The sequence below is a fragment of the Halarchaeum sp. P4 genome (genome assembly GCF_051195175.1).
In the GTDB taxonomy this organism is placed as follows: Archaea; Halobacteriota; Halobacteria; order Halobacteriales; family Halobacteriaceae; genus Halarchaeum.
In genome coordinates this window covers 469,214-484,197 of the sequence record NZ_JBNTKC010000001.1, presented here as the reverse complement: position 1 = coordinate 484,197, position 14,984 = coordinate 469,214, and the positions used below count along the sequence as shown (strand labels likewise).

Here is a 14,984-nt window from a genome sequence, read left to right as displayed (position 1 = left end):
CCGATACCGACCGTGGCACCGCTATGGGTGCCCCCCAGCGCCTCTCCGCGTTCGTGGTGCATAGCTCGCTGTTCCTCGGCCTGTCCGCGGCGGCGGAGGCGTACGCGGCGTGTGCGCTCCTCGGCGTCCAGCCGAACGCCGCACTCCCGGTCGCCTTCCTCGCCACCGTGGGCGTTTACAACCTCGACAAGGCCAGCGACGTCGCGGCGGACGCCGTCACCTACCCGGAGCGCGCGGCGTTCGTCGGCGCGCACCTGCGTCCCTACGCCGCCCTCTCGGGGGTCGCATACGTTGTCGGCGTCGCCCTCGCGATTTGGCGCGGCGGCCTCCCGGGGGCGGCGCTGACACTCTTCCCGGCCGCCGTCGGCGTCGCCTACAGCCTCCCCGTAATTCCGGGGCCGGGCCCGACGCGCCTGAAGGACGTCTTCGTGGTGAACACGTTCGTCGTTGCGCTCGCGTGGGCGCTCCCCGTTGCGCTCCTCCCGGCCGCCGTCGCGTCCGGGCGTCCGCTCCGCTCGCCGGCCGTCGGCGTCGCCGCCGCGTGGTACTTCCTGCGGAGCGTCGGCTCCGTCGAGGTGCACAACGTCCGCGACGTCGCGGGCGACCGGGCGGCGGGCGTCGTCACGCTCCCGACCGTCATCGGCGCGACGGCGACGCGCTACGTCCTCTACGGCGTTGACGCGCTCTCGGGCGTCCTCGCCGTCGCCGCGGTCGTGATGGGCATCGTCCCCGCGTTCGTCGCCGTCGGCCTCGCGCCCGCGCTCTGCGTCTCCGCGTGGCTCACCCGCTCGCTCGCCGTCCCGGCGCGCCCAACCGAACACCTCTGCACGCTCCGAGACGCCGAAGGGCTCGTCATGGCCGCCGGCGTCGTCCCCGCGTACCTAATGTTGTTTACATTATAGTCTTAGGATACGTTTTTGGCGACCGGTTCAGTATCAAAGGCTATGATGGGGGAACGCCGAACGGTCCGATATCGTGCCGAGGCGAGACGGCCGGCGGGGCCCGGATGAACGTCCTCACCGCGCTCTTCCTCGGGGGGCTCGTCGTCGCAGCGCTCGTCGATGCCGCCGTCGCCGTCTACGCGTGGTGTCGCCGGCCCGCCGCCGGGTCGCTCTCGCTCTGCGCGCTCACCGTCGCGAACGGCTGGTGGGCGCTCGGCTACCTCTTCGAGCTGCTCGCCGTCGACCTCCCGACCAAACTCCTCTGGGCGCGCCTCGAATGGCTCGGCGTCCTCGCCGGCCCCGTCGCGTGGCTCTGTTTCGCGCTCACCTACACCGGCCGCGACCGCTACGTCACCCCCGGTACCGTCGCCGTCGCCAGCGTCGTCCCCGCACTCGCGTACGTCGCCGTCTGGACGAACCCGCTCCACGGCCTCATGTGGACGGCACCGGCCGTCGCCCCTCTCGGCGTCCTCACCGTCCTCGACCTCGATTGGGGCGTCGGCTACTGGGTCGCGCTCGGCTACAGCTACCTCCTCATGGCGCTCGGCGCCGCCGTCCTCGTCCGGACCGCGCTCGCGCTCCCGCGCCTCTACCGCGTGCAGGCGAGCGTGCTCGTCGTCGGCGCCGCGATGCCCCTCCTCGGGAACGTCGTGAGCGCGTGGCTGGCCGTCCGCGGCGCCGCCCTCGACATCACACCCATCGCGTTCGTCGGCGCCGGCATCGCCTGCGCCGCCTCGCTCGCCTACCTCGACCTCCTCGACGTTCGCCCCGTCCCCGCCTCCGTCGCGCGCGAACACGTCGTCGAACACATGCACGACGCGGTCATCATCACCGACGTCCGCGGCTGTGTCACCGACGTCAACGAGGCCGCGACGGGGCTCTTCGGCGCATCCGTCACCGCGCTTCGTGGCACTCCCGTCACCACGCTCCTCCCACACAGACCCGACGGGAGCGGCGCGACCACCGTCGAACTGCCGGTCGACGGGTCGCCGCGCTTCTTCGACCTGAACGCGAGCGACCTCGAGGATTCACACGGCCGACTCATCGGCACCGTCCTCGTCCTCCGCGACGTCACCGAGCGCCGCCTCCACCTCCAGCGCCTCGAAGTGCTGAACCGCGTCCTCCGGCACAACCTCCGCAACGAGATGAACGTCGTCGCCGGCTACGCCGACATGATTGCGAGCGCCGCACCGTCCGACCGCGCCGACCTCGTGCGCTACGCGGAAGCCATCTCCCGGAGCGCGAGCGACCTCACCGACATTGCGGAGAACGCCCGCGAGGTCGAGACGCTCACCGACCCCACCACCGACCAGCACGTCGTCTCCGCCCGCCGCGTCATCGTGGACGCCGTCTCCGCCGTCCGCGACGCCTACCCGGACGCCGAAGTCGTCGCCGAGACACTCCCCGACCCGTGCGTTGCCGTCCCGTGGTCGCTTGAGTCCGTCGTCGCGAACCTCGTCGAGAACGCCGCCGAGCACAACCCAAAGCCGACCCCGCACGTCTCGGTCGCCGCGGAGGCCGACGACGACTGGGTCACCGTCCGCGTCCGCGACGACGGCCCCGGCATCCCCGCGACCGAGCGCCTCACCTTCGAGGCGAGTCGTGAGACGCCGCTCGTCCACGGCAACGGTCTCGGCCTCTGGCTGGTCCGCTGGGGGACACAGGCCGCCGGGGGTACCGTCTCCTTCCACGACCTCGACCCCGGCACCGAAGTCGTCGTCCGCGTGCCTGTCGTCGACGGCGACCCGGCGGACGGCGGGGAGTGACGCCTCGCGTTTCGCGTGCGCGCCTCAGAGGAGGGAGTCGACGTCGCCGAGGTCCTCAATGACGTGCGTCGGCTCGACGTCGGAGGCCGCGACGTCCTCGCGCGAGGAGACCCCGGAGAGCACGAGCGCAGTGTCCATACCCGCGCGCTCGCCCATCAGGATGTCCGTCTCCAGGTTGTCGCCGACCATCAGGCAGTCGTGAACGTCGACGTCGGGGCCGACCCGGCTCGCGGCGAGCTCCGCCATCCGCGTCTCGGGCTTCCCGACGACCACGGGGTCCTGCTCGATCATCCCCTCGACGGCGCTGACGAATGCGTTCGCGCCTGGGACCGGCCCGCCCTCCTCGGGCGTGACGCGGTCGCGGTTCGTCGCGACGAACACCGTCCCCGGTTCGAACGCGCGGAGCGCCGCGGTGAGGCGCGCGAAACTCACGCGCTCGTCGTAGCCCACGACCACGACGTCCGCGGGCCCCTCCGCGGTGACGGTGAGCCCCGCGGCTTCCAGTTCCGCCTCGACGGTGTCCTGCCCCATCACGTGGACGTCGGCGTCCGGACGATGCTCGGCGAGGTAGGCGGCGCTCGCCCACGACGCCGTCACGACGGGCTCGCCGTCGTAGTCGAGCCCGATACCGTCGAGGCGCGCGGCGATTTCGTCCCGGCGGACGCCCGTGTTGTTCGTGAGGAAAACGACCGGCACGCCAGCCTCGCGGAGGGCGTGCAGGCCACGAGCGGCGCCCGGGATTGCCTCCCGGCCGCGCCAGACGGTCCCGTCGAGGTCGACGAACGCGGCGGCGTACGACACGGCATTCGGGTTCGCGGGCCGCGACCTAAACCCCTGTGTGTGACTGAGCACCAACCACGCCTCAAGCTTTAACACGTGTCCGAGCACAGCAATATCCGGAGGAATCTACCATGAGCGACTACGAACTCCCGCCGCTTCCGTACGACTACGACGCGCTCGAACCGTCCATCAGCGAACAGGTGATGACGTGGCACCACGACACGCACCACCAGGGCTACGTGAACGGCTGGAACTCCGCCGAGGAGACCCTCGCGGAGAACCGCGAGGAGGGCGACTTCGGCTCCTCGCCGGGCGCCATCCGTAACGTCACGCACAACGGCTCCGGGCACGTCCTGCACTCCCTCTTCTGGGAGTGCATGGGGCCGAACGGCGGCGACGAGCCCGCCGGCGCGCTCGCCGCGGCCATCCAGGAGGACTTCGGCAGCTACGACGCCTGGAAGGGCGAGTTCGAGGCCGCCGCGAAGGCCGCCGGCGGCTGGGCGCTCCTCGTCTACGACACCCACAGCAACCAGCTCCGCAACCTCGTCGTGGACAAGCACGACCAGGGCGCGCTCTGGGGCGCACAGCCCATCCTCGCGCTCGACGTCTGGGAGCACTCCTACTACTACGACTACGGTCCCGCCCGCGGCGACTTCATCGACGCCTTCTTCGACGTCGTCGACTGGGAGACGCCCGCCGACCGCTACGAGGAAGCCGTCAGCCGGTTCGAGTAACGCGGTTTCGGAGAGACCGCGGAAAAACGAGCGGGCACCGCGTCGTAGCGACCCACCGTATTTTCTTTCGCGCACCGCCCCGAGGAGACGGGCGTCTCGCGACTGCCGGGTCGTACCCCTATTGACGACGGAACGACGCATTGACCGTGAACGTTCGGTAGAGCCACCTTACCGACGATTACGCCGACGACAGCACCGGTACCCGATCGGACGCGAGACGTGCCGAACAACAGGTTGGCCAGCATATACTTACTGTGTGTTACGTTAGATGGCACCATGGAAGAGTTGGCTGAGGAAGTCAGAGAGGGGATCTGCGAGGCAGTTGGGGAAGAGCCACTCGTCGGCGTGAGCTATTACACGGGAGAACGAGTCGGGCACGTGTATCGAAGCGACTGGGCCGAGGAGAAGTACGAGCCAGGCCAAGTCGACGAAATCGTCCGTGATATGCAACTGGAAGCCATCGGGTATGGGGCCCACGAGCAACGACAGGAAGAGCAACTACACGCGACCGTCCGTATCTACGACGACCTACTCGATATCGCCGTCCCGATCGACGGGTCTCAGGGCGTCGGCGTCGCGTTGGACCTCCAGGGGGAGTACTCGATCCGGAAGACCGTCGCACTCATCGAAGAGACCATCGAGGAGTCCAGTGTCGCGTCCCGCGAACCGGTCTTCCGAGTGTAGTACTGCTGTTCTCAGTCGGGCGCAAGCCGTCCGGGGTCGCCGCCGGCGAACTCGCGGAGCATTGCGTCGAGCCGGCCGTAGTCGCGCGGCTCGTCGGCGTCGAAACTACAGAGGACGCCGACCTGCGCCCCCTCGAAGAAACACCGGAACACCTCGACACCGTCGAACCCGCGGACGGTGTAGTGGTAGGACGCGGGGTGGAGCGAGTCGTAGATGTCGCGCGTCACGAAGCCGTAGCGTTCGTTGTGGAGGAAGCCCTCGACGTCAATGGCCGAGAGCGGGACGTCCGCGCGGACGTAACGGCGCTGGTGGGTGTCCGGGTCGAACGTCCAGCAGGTACGGAGTGACGACGCGTCGAACTCCCGGACGACCGACAGCAAGTCCTCCCCGTCGCTTTCCTCCCCTGTGTGCGTGCGGTCCCCTGCAGACATGACGGAAGGTTTCTCGCGCCCGTCGTGAAAACCCACTGTCCAGTTCGGCTGTCGTTTCGGGAGGCGAGTCGTTTTTGAGGGGCGGCGCCGTCATCGCTGACCATGCCGCGCCCGAAAGAAGAGTTCGACGCGCTCTACCCCTGTGACTTCTACGCCCCCGAGGAACTGCTCGAGCCCGACCAGATGTACACCGTCTACGAAATCGCCCGCCTCCTGCAGGACCTCGACCCGGACGAAGCGCTCGAACCCGGGACGGAGGACGTCCTGCTCGACTGGGCGATTCCGTGGGTGATGCGCAACAGCGAGGACCTCGTCGTCGCCGAACCGCCCAGCGAGGAGGAACCGGGCTACTACGGCCTGAAGACCGAGTAGTCAGGCGCTGAAGCGCGCCGCGCGCAGCGAGGACTCGACGCCCGCGAGCGGCGCCTCGATGGCCGGCCCGTGGCCGGTGTGGAGGACGTCGATACTCTCGTCGAGGGCGTTCTGCAGGCGCTCGATGCTCTCGACGAGTTTTCGGGCGTCGCCCTCCGCGAGGTCGGTGCGGCCGAACGCGCCGTTCGCGAAGACGAGGTCGCCGACGAAACCGACGCCCGCGGCCGGCGAGTGGAAGACGAGGTGGTCGTCCTTGTGTCCGGGCGTGTGCAGCGCCTCGTAGGAGTGGTCGCCGAGTCTCACGGAGTCGCCGTCCCCGATCTCGTGGTCGACGTGCTCGCGTTCGGCGTCGAAGCCCCACGTCTCCACGTCGAACGCCTCGCGGAGCGCGGGGACGTTCTCGACGTGGTCGTCGTGTGTGTGCGTGAGGACGACGGCGTCGAGCGTCTCGGTGTGCTCTCGAGTCGCGCTCACGACGTCGTAGTTCGCGCCCGCGTCCACGAGCACGGTCCGGTCGCCGGTAACGAGAAAGACGTTCGAGGTGAACGCCTCGATACCGTGCGAGAGGTTGCTGACCATGCCCGCGATAGGCGGGCACGCACCAAAAGGCGTCGCGTCTCTAGACGGGCGCGCTGACGAGGACGAGCTGCGAGAAGTGGTCGCGGTTCAGAATCTGGCGCTCCTCGTCGGGGCTGATGCGGACGGCTTCGTCCTCCTCGAGGGAGACGGTGCGGTCGCCGAGGTCGACGTCGACGCCGCCCTCGACGACGTAGTAGATTTCCTCGCGGTCCTCCTCGATGTGGTCGTGGCTCATCGTCTCCTCGTTCTTCTCGAGGGCGAGGACGGTGAAACCGAGGCTCTCCGTGTTGAGGACGTCGCGCATCATCCACATCTCGCCCTTCACGTCGTCGGGCAGGACCGACTCTGCGTCGCTGGCGTGTGCTTTCGTGTACGTCATGTCCCGACCTGCGTCCGGCTATCCCTTCAAGCTACTCGCCGAACCCGCGTCAGCGAAAAAACGAGCGACGGAAGCGGGACGGGCTGTGTCAGTCGCGCCGCGCGAGTAGGGCGGCCGCGCCCGCCGCGAGGAGCGCGACGAGGGCGCCGAAGCCGGCCGAACTCCCGGTCGTCGTGGTGGTCTGCGTCGACGTGCTGGTCGTCGTAGTCGTCGTCGCGTCACCGGTCTCGTCGGGCGACTCGGCCGTGGACGTCTCCGTCTGCGTCGTGGTGGTCGTCGATGTCGTGGTCGTCGTGTCGCTCGAGGAGTCGCCGGTGTTCGCCGTGTCGTCGTCGGTGTCGCTCACCCCGCCGCCCCAGCCACCGCCGCCGGTGTTCGTGTCGGTGTCGCTGGACTGCGTCGACACCGCGACGGACGCGCGGGCCTCGGCATCGTTCACCTCGACGGTCGCGCTCGACTCGCCGGAGGACGGGTTCTGGACGCCGGCGAGCGTGAGGACGACGCGGTCGCTCGAGCTGACGCGCGTGTCGCTCGTCAGACGTACGTCGACCTCGCCGTCCTCGACGACGGCGTCGTACTGCCCGGGAGCGATCGTCGCGTCCACGGAGCCGTCGCCGCCCCGGTCGATGGCGAGCGTGGCGACGCTCGCGTTCGCGAGCGACGTGTCGTTTCCGTACTCGACTTCGAGCTCGGCGAGCACGTCGGCGGCGTCACCGGGCGCCACCGTCGCACTGACGGTGTGGTTCGTCGTCGCGTTCGGCGACGTCTCGGTCGCGGCGAGCGAGGCGTCCGTCAGCGAGGTGTTCGGGGCGACGTAGACGCGCGAGTCCGTGTAGTTCGTCGCCGCGCCGTTCACCGTGACGTTCGCCCAGTAGATTCCGGCCGTCGTCGGCGCCGTCACGTCGGCGTAGCCGACGGCGACGACGTCACCCGGCGAGAGCGTGTAACTCCCGGCGAATGTGACGGTCACGCTGTCGCCGTCACCGGAGACACCCGTCACGTCGAGCGTCGCGGTCTGCGTGCCGGTCGCGCGGTCGTAGACGGCCGCGCGGAAGACGTCGCTCGCCGTGACGTTCGAGAGGTCGCCGTCGAAGGCGTACTGGGTGCCGTCGTAGGTGACGGTCATCTCGGAGAGCGTCTCGCCGTCCTGCGCGGTTCCCGGGTAGACGACGACGCCCTGCGTGGCGTTCGACGAGGCGTCCGCCGGCTCGCCGACGACGGTGGCGGCGAGCGTGTCGTTGGTCACGTGGAAGCGCGCGTAGGCGGGGCTGTCCGAACTCTGGACGTTCACGCCGACGGCGACGTTCGTCGCGGTGGTCGCGTTCACCGCCGGGTTCTGGACGTCGTCGAACGCGACGAGGAGTTCGTCACCCTGCTGGAGGCTGTAGGAGCCGCCGAAGCCGAACAGGAGCGTCTCGCCGTCGTTGCTCGCCGACACCGAGGAGAGGTCGTCGCTGACGTTGATGAACGACCCGTTTCGCAGGATGCCGACGCGCTCGACGTCGTTCTGGTCGACGTTCGAGACGTCAGCGGGCGCGGAGCCGACTGCGTAGTCGACTTCGAGTTTGTTCAGCGAGTCACCGACGTCCGCCGCATCGAGCTGGTGGACGTGGACGAGGTGGGTGCTGTTCACGCCGCTCGTCGGCGGTTGGGCATGGACGTGGGCGCTCCCCCAGTCCTTCCCGTCCGTGATGGTGACCGTATCGGAGGCAGTCGGGCCGCCGTTGAAGCGGGCGTCGACGCCGAACTCACCCGTCGTCTCGGGGTTCGAAGCGACGTAGCGGAGGACGACGTCCGTGCCGCTCTCCAGCGTGTAGTTGCCGTCGAACTCGACGGTGACCGTACCGTCGGACACGGTGAGGGCCGTCGCGTTCAGCGCGCGCTCGTCCGCGTCGTACTGGGCGTCGCCGTCCGCGTCGACGAACGCCGACGGTGTGCTGCCCCACTGGACGCTATCGACCGCCCAGCCGTAGGCGACGGTGACGTTCGAGAGCGACGTGTTCGCCGTCTCCTCGCCGGGCGAGGCGACGACCGTGTGGTTCGCGAGCGTGCCGTCAGTGGCCGGACTGACCGAGACGTTCAGCGCCTGCACGGCCGGCGTCACGTTGTAGGTGACGTTCGTCGCCCCCGCGCTCTGCGGGTTCAGGCTCAGCGCCACCTCGTAGGTGCCGGCGCTCGAGGGGTTTTGCACGTCGCCGTATTCGACGTGGACTGTGTCGTTCCGGTAGAGCGAGTATGAGCCACCGAAGCCGAACGTGACCGTGTGTCCGTTGTTCTCAGTGTTTACGGAGCTGAGGTCGTCGCGAACGTTCACCCACGTGCCGTTCTCGCGGACGATGGAGACGTTCTGTACGTCGGACTCGTTGACGTTCGAGACGTCCGTCGCGCTCGTGTTCGCCGCGTAGTCGACCTTGAAGCCGGTCAGCGAGGAGGAGTTGAGGTCCGACCCGACTGTCGCGTTCGCCGTGTGTGTCGCCGTCTCGCCCGCGGTCGACGGCGATGCCGATACCGACCCCGTCGCCGTCCCGGCGGCCGCCGCGCCGCCCGCGAACGCCGCCGTCCCCGCGACGACAGAGGCGACGAGCAGTGCCGACAGCGCGAGCGCCCGTGAGGCGTCCGTCACGGCGCCTCACCTCCCGTGGCGCCAGTCAGTCGCCGATACCGGTGTCGCCCGCGTCTGTCTGACAGCATATCGAGTGGCTAGGGTGTTCCCGGGATAGTGTTGATGGCCGAATAGTTCGGGCGCGACCAACCAGTCAGATTTTACCCCGTGGGGGGTCTCCGAGTAGTCAGCATGAAGGTCGAACTTCTGGAAGCCACACCCGACCCCGAGGAGGTGATCTGTCGCGCCGCCCGCAACGACTACATGAGCGAGTACGGCGCCGACATGTCCTTCGAGGAGGTCATGGCGGACGTCGAGGGCGACACGCTCGAGGAGCGGAAACGCACCCTCATCGGCCACCTCCTGAACCACGGCCACTTCGGCCCCTTCGAGCACGCACAGGCCACCTTCCACGTCGAGGGGATGAGTCGCTCCTGTATGGCCCAGCTCACCCGTCACCGCCACGTCTCCTTCGACGTCCAGTCGATGCGCTACGTCGCCTTCGACGACGTCGACCCCGCGGACGTCGCCGAGGGCGAACTCGTCGTCACTCCGCCCTCCGCGAGCGACCCGGACTGGGTCGGGCGCAACCAGAAGGGCGGCGCCGTCGACGAGGAAACCGTCGCGAAGCGCGAGGAGGTCTTCACCGAGTCCGTCCGGCGCTCCGTCGAGGACTACCAGGAGCTCCTCGACCTCGGCATGCCCCCCGAGGACGCCCGCTTCGTCCTCCCCATCGGCACCGAGGTGAACGTCGTGATGAGCCTCAACGCCCGGATGCTCATGCACGTCGCCGACATGCGCGCCGCCGCGGACGCCCAGTGGGAGATTCGCACGCTCACCGAGGACGTCCTCGACCTCGCCGCCGACTGGTGCCCTCTCACTTTCGACTACTACGAGGAGCACATGAAGAACCGGAAGAACCGGCTCGCGCCGTAACAGAATTCTGCCGCCTCCTCTCGGGGTCGCACGCCGCGCACCCCTTTGCGATGTCCGAAACCCTTTCTTTACCGAGCGATGAGGTGGCAATATGGTCCGGTCGGGAGCAGTCGTCCTCGCTGCTATCCTCCTCGTCGCGTCCGTGGGTGCGGCGCCGCTCGCCGCCACCGCTGGCGCGCCGAGCGACGCCGAACGCGCCGTCGGGACGCCAGCGGCCGCCACCGACAGCCCGAGTTTCTCCTCGACGCACTTCCGCATCACCGTCCTCCCGAACGGCTCGGCGACGTGGACGTTCCAGTACCGGACGCACCTCGCCAACCAGACCGAGCGCGAACGCTTCCGCGAGTACGCCCGCACCTTCGAGCGCAACGAGACACAGTTCGTCCGGCAGTTCCGCTCGAACGCCCGCTCGCTCGTCGCGGACGCCGAGAACGCCACCGGCCGCGAGATGACCGCCACGAACTTCGAGCGTTCCGCGTCCACACGCGGCCTCAGCGACGACCTCGGCGTCGTCGAACTCTCCTTCACGTGGACGAACTTCGCACGCAGTCAGGGCGCGCGCCTCGTCGTCGGCGACCTCTTCGAGGGCGGCCTCTATCTCGGGCCGAACCAGCGCCTCGTCGTCACCGCCGACCCCGCGCTCTCCTTCGCGTCCGTCTCGCCGACGCCGAACGCGACGTCCGACCCGTCGCTCACCGCGAGCGACAGCGTCACCTGGCTCGGCCCCCGCGAGTTCACCGACGAACACCCCCGTGTCGTCCTCGTCGAGAACACCACCGGGACGAGCGGTGTCGGGAGCGAAACCGGCCAGACGACCGCCACGACCGACGGCACCGACACCAGCGGTAGTTCGGTCGGCCCGCTACTGGGCGGCGTACTCGCTCTCCTCGCCGCCGTCGGCCTCGCCGTCTACTGGCAGCGCGACCGGCTCGCCCCGTACGTCGCGGACGTCACGCCGAGCGAGGCGACCGAGACGACTGACGCCGCCACCGCGGAGGGCGAACCGGTCGACTCCGGGGACGACCGAGCGCCGGACGCCGCCACGCCGGTCGGCGAACCCGCCGTCACCGACGAGGAGATGCTCGCCGACGACGAGCGCGTCAAGCGCCTCCTCCGCGACCACGGCGGCCGGATGCGCCAGGTCTCCATCGTCGAGGAGACCGACTGGTCGAAGTCGAAAGTCAGCATGCTCCTCTCCGACATGGAGGAGGACGACGAGATTTCGCGCATCCGGGTCGGGCGCGAGAACGTCGTCAGCCTCCCCGGCCACGAACCCAGCACCTCCGCCGACGAGGAGTAAACGCCGTATGCGGACACGTCTCAGAGTCGGTCCGGTTCAACGAGTTTTTATACACCCGGGCCTTCCTATCGAATGGAGACGCACGATGCGTGCGTCGGACCACCGTGCTCTGGTGGTGTAGTCCGGCCAATCATCTTGCCCTCTCACGGCAAGGACCAGGGTTCAAATCCCTGCCGGAGCACTTTTCCAACACTCAACGACCGAGGAGAGACGTCTGTTCTCTCCCGGTCGTATTTCTGCGTCCCACAGTTCGACAGCGCGCCGTCCCGAACACGTTCGGCACAACTGCTCTCCGCCCAGGATGCCGACTAGGGAGTAATGGTCGCTTCCGCCGGACGACGCACTCGCCGTCGCCTCCCTATCGTCCTCGGCGTCGCCGCGTTCACGACAGGAACCGCGCTCGTCGGTCTCGACGCCGGCGCGGTCGCCGCCACGGTCACTTTCTTCGCCGCGAAGACCGCCGAGAGCCTCGCCGCCGCGACGCGATAGCGCGCGTCGTCAGGCGTCGTCGGGGCGCGCCGTCGCACCCGCGAGCGGAGCGGCATCGTCGCGCTTCGTCCGGTCGCCAGCGAGTGCGCGCGTGCTGTTCGCGACGACGAGCAGGCTTGACGCACCCATTGCGACGGCGGCGAAGAGCGGATTGAGCAGGCCGGCGAGCGCGAGCGGCACGGCGACGGCGTTGTAGCAGAACGCCCACGCGAGGTTCTCCCGGACGCGCCGGCGCGTCCCGCGTGCGACGCCGAGGAGGTCGGGGAGCGCACGCAGGTCGCCGGTCGTGACGACGGCGTCCGCTGCGTCGACGGCGAGCGCGGTGCCGTCCCCGAATGCCACGCCGACGTCGGCGGCGGCGAGCGCGGGCGCGTCGTTCGTCCCGTCGCCCACCATCGCAACTGTCCCGTCCTCGCGGAGGCGTTCGACGACGGCCGTCTTCCCCTCGGGCGGGACGCCGGCGAAGACGTCGTCGACCGCCGGGTGTTCGCGGAAGCGCTCGGCTGCCGCGCCCTCGTCACCAGTGAGGACGACGACACGGCAGTCCGCAGCGACGTCGTCCGCGACCGCCTCCCACTCGGGACGCGGGTCGTCGCCGGCGAGGACAACGGCGCGCGCGACGCCGTCGATGCCGACGACGGCCGGGACGTGGCCGTGTTCGTCGCCTCGCGTCGCCCGCTCTTCGAGGTCGTCAGGTAGCGTCCAGCCCTCGCTCTCGAAGAGCGCGGGCCGGCCGACGAGCACGCGCTTGCCGTCGACGGTGCCGCTCACGCCCGTGGCGTGGCGCTCGATTTCGGTGACGGCGTGCTCACCAGTACCGGCGACGTGCGCGCAGACGGCGTTCGCGATGGGGTGGTCGGCGTACTGCTCGAGCGCGGCCGCGACGTCGAGGGCGGACTCATCGCCGGCGACGTCGTGGACGCGCATCTCGCCGGTCGTGAGCGTCCCGGTCTTGTCGAACGCGACGACGTCGACGTCGGCGCCGCGCTCGAAGACCGACGCGTCCGTGACGACGGTGCCGCGGGCGAGCGCGCTCCGGACGGCGTTCGAGACGGCGAGCGGCGTCGCGAGGCCGAGCGCGCACGGACACGAGACGACGAGCACAGTGAGCGCGGTGAGGAGCGCGGTCTCGAGCGACGCGCCGAGCGCGAGGTACGCGGCGAACGCGCCGCCCGCGAGCACGAGCACGCCGGGGACGAAGACGCTCGCGATGCGGTCGGCGAGCTGCTGGACGCCCCCGTGCGTGCTCTGGGCCTCCCAGAGGGTCGCGACGACGCGGTCGAGCGTGCTCTCGGCGGCGTCCGCGACTTCGACGGTCACGCCGCCGGCGGCGAGGACGCTGCCGCCGACGACGTCGTCGCCGGGTTCGACGTCCCGGGGTGTCGACTCGCCGGTCACGAGCGACTCGTCGACCGCGCCATCGCCGTCCACGACCGTGCCGTCGAGTGGCACGCGTTCGCCCGTCGCGACGACGACCGACTCGCCGGGCTCGACCGACTCGATTGGGCGCTCCGCGGTGCCGGCGTCGGTGACGACCGTCGCGGTCTCGACGCCGTCGGCGGTGCGCTCGGCGAGGCCGGCGCTCGCGCGCTCCTTCACCTTCGTCTCCCAGTGCTCGCCGGCGGTGACGGCGAGGACGATGACGACGGGGATGTCGAAGTAGACGTCGACGCCGCCGGTCACGAGGACGGCGAGGCTGTAGACGAACGCGGCGCAGGCGGCGAGCGCGACGAGGAGGTCCATGTTCGGCCGGCCCGCCCGGAGGCTGACGAGCGCGCCCCGGAAGACCGGGTAGCCACAGAGCGCGGTGGCGGCCCCCGAGAGGACGGCGACGTTCCAGAGGAGGTACTGCCCGCCGACGCCGTGCGGGTCGAAGAACGGGATGATCGGCCCCGCCCCGAGGTAGACCGGGTAGAGGAAGAGGACGTACCAGAGCATCACCATCATCCCGAAGAAGCCGCCGGCGAGCAGGCGCATTCCGGTGGTGAGCGTCTCCTCGCACCCGTCGGCGGCGTCGTCAGGGTCGGCGACGCGGTAGCCGTAGCCGGTGAGCGCGTCCGCGAGCGCGCCCAACTCGACCGTCTCCGGGTCGTAGGTGACTTTCAGCGCGTCGTTGGCGTAGCTCGCCGCGGCCTCGTAGACGCCTGCCGCGTCCGTCGCCTCCCCTTCGAGGAACGCCTCGCAGGTCGCACAATGCATGCCCTCGACCGCGTAGTACGCCGTTTCGGCGGTCTCGGGGACACCGTCTGCGGCGTCGTCGTCCCCGTCGTCGGCGCGGAGTTCGTCGCGCACGGCGTCCGGGTCGGCGGCCGCGACGTCCGCCGTGTCGAGGGTGCGTGCGACTTCGAGGCAGCCCCGACAGCAGAACGTCCCGTCGACGTCGTCGTCGGTGACGGGCGTGTCGGGCGTCGGGAGGTCGCAGAGCGTGCAGCGCGTCTGGTCAGACATGGCCTATTGGCTCGGGATGGGGGCGAGCTGGACGGTCTTCTGCGAGGGCTGGTTGCCGATGGTGACCGTCGTCTCGACGGACGCGGGCGTCGCGTCCGCCGGGAGGACGTACTCCGCGGTGAACGACGTCGTCTCACCGGGCGACACGGGGTCGGTGGTGTAGCCGCCCTCGACGGTCTCGCCACCGTCGGTGGTGACCGCGCCGAGGCTGAGCCGGTAGGGCGCGTCCGCGGTGTTCCGGACGGCGACCGCGAGCGTGAGACGGCGGCCGTCCTCGATGTCGACGAGCGCGGCGTTCTGCAGTTTCTCCCGCGTGTCGAGGTCGGGGCGGAGGTCGCCGCCGATGCCGACCGAGACGCCCGTGGGTTGGTCCCACGAGCTGTCCGGGCCGAAGTCGTTCTGCAGCAGGCCGACGAACGTCTGCGTCTCGACGGCGATGGGGATGGCGATGCTGACCGGTGCGAGGTAGCGGACGAACGAGCGCCGACTCCAGACGTCGGTTTCGTCCGCGGTGTCGTCCGTCGTGGGTGCGTGTTCAGTCAT

The 14,984-nt window shown here is 69.6% G+C and carries 15 protein-coding genes and 1 tRNA gene; 9 read left to right on the top strand and 7 right to left on the bottom strand.

All coding sequences use genetic code 11. The features are described from left to right. Positions 1-23: 23 nt before the first annotated feature. Together ACQUS8_RS02495 and ACQUS8_RS02490 are read left to right on the top strand one after the other, a co-directional pair. Positions 24-902 (top strand): UbiA family prenyltransferase, encoded by an 879-nt coding sequence (locus tag ACQUS8_RS02495; protein WP_435096411.1) that lies wholly within the window; start codon positions 24-26, stop codon positions 900-902. A 104-nt stretch (positions 903-1,006) separates the two neighbouring features. Continuing rightward, on the top strand, positions 1,007-2,707 hold the full coding sequence (locus tag ACQUS8_RS02490; protein WP_435096408.1) for a histidine kinase N-terminal 7TM domain-containing protein: 1,701 nt from the start codon (positions 1,007-1,009) through the stop codon (positions 2,705-2,707). Positions 2,708-2,731: 24 nt separating this feature from the next. On the opposite strand, the gene ACQUS8_RS02485 is transcribed toward ACQUS8_RS02490, so the two are convergent. Beyond that, the gene (locus tag ACQUS8_RS02485; protein WP_435096405.1) at positions 2,732-3,508 is read right to left on the bottom strand and encodes an HAD-IIA family hydrolase; all 777 of its coding nucleotides are present in this window, start codon (positions 3,506-3,508) and stop codon (positions 2,732-2,734) included. Positions 3,509-3,618: 110 nt separating this feature from the next. Here ACQUS8_RS02485 and sod point away from each other — a divergent pair, with 110 nt between their 5' ends. Next, the gene (gene sod, locus ACQUS8_RS02480) at positions 3,619-4,221 is read left to right on the top strand and encodes a superoxide dismutase (RefSeq protein WP_435096402.1); all 603 of its coding nucleotides are present in this window, start codon (positions 3,619-3,621) and stop codon (positions 4,219-4,221) included. Between the two features lie 276 nt (positions 4,222-4,497). Then, the gene (locus ACQUS8_RS02475; RefSeq protein ID WP_435096399.1) at positions 4,498-4,905 is read left to right on the top strand and encodes a hypothetical protein; all 408 of its coding nucleotides are present in this window, start codon (positions 4,498-4,500) and stop codon (positions 4,903-4,905) included. 11 nt (positions 4,906-4,916) lie between these two features. On the opposite strand, the gene ACQUS8_RS02470 is transcribed toward ACQUS8_RS02475, so the two are convergent. After that, positions 4,917-5,336: a DUF7522 family protein gene (locus ACQUS8_RS02470; RefSeq protein WP_435096396.1), complete on the bottom strand. Its 420-nt coding sequence runs from the start codon at positions 5,334-5,336 to the stop codon at positions 4,917-4,919. 102 nt (positions 5,337-5,438) lie between these two features. On the opposite strand from ACQUS8_RS02470, the gene ACQUS8_RS02465 reads away from it, so the two are divergent. After that, entirely contained in the window at positions 5,439-5,708 is a 270-nt protein-coding gene (locus ACQUS8_RS02465; RefSeq protein ID WP_435096393.1) for a DUF5827 family protein, read from the top strand. Here ACQUS8_RS02465 and ACQUS8_RS02460 read toward each other — a convergent pair whose 3' ends face one another. The 3 genes from ACQUS8_RS02460 to ACQUS8_RS02450 all read right to left on the bottom strand — a co-directional run bounded on the left by ACQUS8_RS02460 (position 5,709) and on the right by ACQUS8_RS02450 (position 9,289). Beyond that, positions 5,709-6,287, bottom strand: a complete 579-nt coding sequence (locus ACQUS8_RS02460; RefSeq protein WP_435096390.1) for an MBL fold metallo-hydrolase — start codon at positions 6,285-6,287, stop codon at positions 5,709-5,711. Positions 6,288-6,327: 40 nt separating this feature from the next. Next, positions 6,328-6,666 (bottom strand): cupin domain-containing protein, encoded by a 339-nt coding sequence (locus ACQUS8_RS02455; protein ID WP_435096387.1) that lies wholly within the window; start codon positions 6,664-6,666, stop codon positions 6,328-6,330. Between the two features lie 88 nt (positions 6,667-6,754). Beyond that, entirely contained in the window at positions 6,755-9,289 is a 2,535-nt protein-coding gene (locus tag ACQUS8_RS02450; protein ID WP_435096384.1) for a surface glycoprotein, read from the bottom strand. A gap of 171 nt (positions 9,290-9,460) precedes the next feature. On the opposite strand from ACQUS8_RS02450, the gene thyX reads away from it, so the two are divergent. The 4 genes from thyX to ACQUS8_RS02430 all read left to right on the top strand — a co-directional run bounded on the left by thyX (position 9,461) and on the right by ACQUS8_RS02430 (position 11,993). After that, a complete protein-coding gene (gene thyX / locus ACQUS8_RS02445) occupies positions 9,461-10,204 on the top strand; it encodes an FAD-dependent thymidylate synthase (protein ID WP_435096381.1) in 744 nt (247 codons plus the stop codon). A 91-nt stretch (positions 10,205-10,295) separates the two neighbouring features. Next, entirely contained in the window at positions 10,296-11,504 is a 1,209-nt protein-coding gene (locus ACQUS8_RS02440; RefSeq protein WP_435096378.1) for a helix-turn-helix transcriptional regulator, read from the top strand. Positions 11,505-11,610: 106 nt separating this feature from the next. After that, positions 11,611-11,685: transfer RNA gene (locus ACQUS8_RS02435), tRNA-Glu, on the top strand. Between the two features lie 137 nt (positions 11,686-11,822). Then, positions 11,823-11,993, top strand: a complete 171-nt coding sequence (locus ACQUS8_RS02430; RefSeq protein WP_435096375.1) for a hypothetical protein — start codon at positions 11,823-11,825, stop codon at positions 11,991-11,993. Positions 11,994-12,002: 9 nt separating this feature from the next. Here ACQUS8_RS02430 and ACQUS8_RS02425 read toward each other — a convergent pair whose 3' ends face one another. Next, positions 12,003-14,441 (bottom strand): heavy metal translocating P-type ATPase, encoded by a 2,439-nt coding sequence (locus tag ACQUS8_RS02425; protein WP_435096372.1) that lies wholly within the window; start codon positions 14,439-14,441, stop codon positions 12,003-12,005. 3 nt (positions 14,442-14,444) lie between these two features. After that, positions 14,445-14,984 carry a hypothetical protein gene (locus ACQUS8_RS02420; protein WP_435096371.1) on the bottom strand — a complete coding sequence of 180 codons (540 nt, stop codon included), beginning with the start codon at positions 14,982-14,984 and terminating at the stop codon, positions 14,445-14,447.

Excerpts from the sequence above, each read along its gene's own strand:
- ACQUS8_RS02495 (WP_435096411.1), top strand. The coding sequence starts at position 24 with ATGGGTGCCCCCCAGCGCCTCTCCGCGTTCGTGGTGCATAGCTCGCTG.
- ACQUS8_RS02490 (WP_435096408.1), top strand. The coding sequence starts at position 1,007 with ATGAACGTCCTCACCGCGCTCTTCCTCGGGGGGCTCGTCGTCGCAGCG.
- sod (WP_435096402.1), top strand. The coding sequence starts at position 3,619 with ATGAGCGACTACGAACTCCCGCCGCTTCCGTACGACTACGACGCGCTC.
- ACQUS8_RS02475 (WP_435096399.1), top strand. The coding sequence starts at position 4,498 with ATGGAAGAGTTGGCTGAGGAAGTCAGAGAGGGGATCTGCGAGGCAGTT.
- ACQUS8_RS02470 (WP_435096396.1), bottom strand. The coding sequence starts at position 5,336 with ATGTCTGCAGGGGACCGCACGCACACAGGGGAGGAAAGCGACGGGGAG.
- ACQUS8_RS02465 (WP_435096393.1), top strand. The coding sequence starts at position 5,439 with ATGCCGCGCCCGAAAGAAGAGTTCGACGCGCTCTACCCCTGTGACTTC.
- ACQUS8_RS02460 (WP_435096390.1), bottom strand. The coding sequence starts at position 6,287 with ATGGTCAGCAACCTCTCGCACGGTATCGAGGCGTTCACCTCGAACGTC.
- ACQUS8_RS02455 (WP_435096387.1), bottom strand. The coding sequence starts at position 6,666 with ATGACGTACACGAAAGCACACGCCAGCGACGCAGAGTCGGTCCTGCCC.
- thyX (WP_435096381.1), top strand. The coding sequence starts at position 9,461 with ATGAAGGTCGAACTTCTGGAAGCCACACCCGACCCCGAGGAGGTGATC.
- ACQUS8_RS02440 (WP_435096378.1), top strand. The coding sequence starts at position 10,296 with ATGGTCCGGTCGGGAGCAGTCGTCCTCGCTGCTATCCTCCTCGTCGCG.
- ACQUS8_RS02430 (WP_435096375.1), top strand. The coding sequence starts at position 11,823 with ATGGTCGCTTCCGCCGGACGACGCACTCGCCGTCGCCTCCCTATCGTC.
- ACQUS8_RS02425 (WP_435096372.1), bottom strand. The coding sequence starts at position 14,441 with ATGTCTGACCAGACGCGCTGCACGCTCTGCGACCTCCCGACGCCCGAC.
- ACQUS8_RS02420 (WP_435096371.1), bottom strand. The coding sequence starts at position 14,984 with ATGACTGAACACGCACCCACGACGGACGACACCGCGGACGAAACCGAC.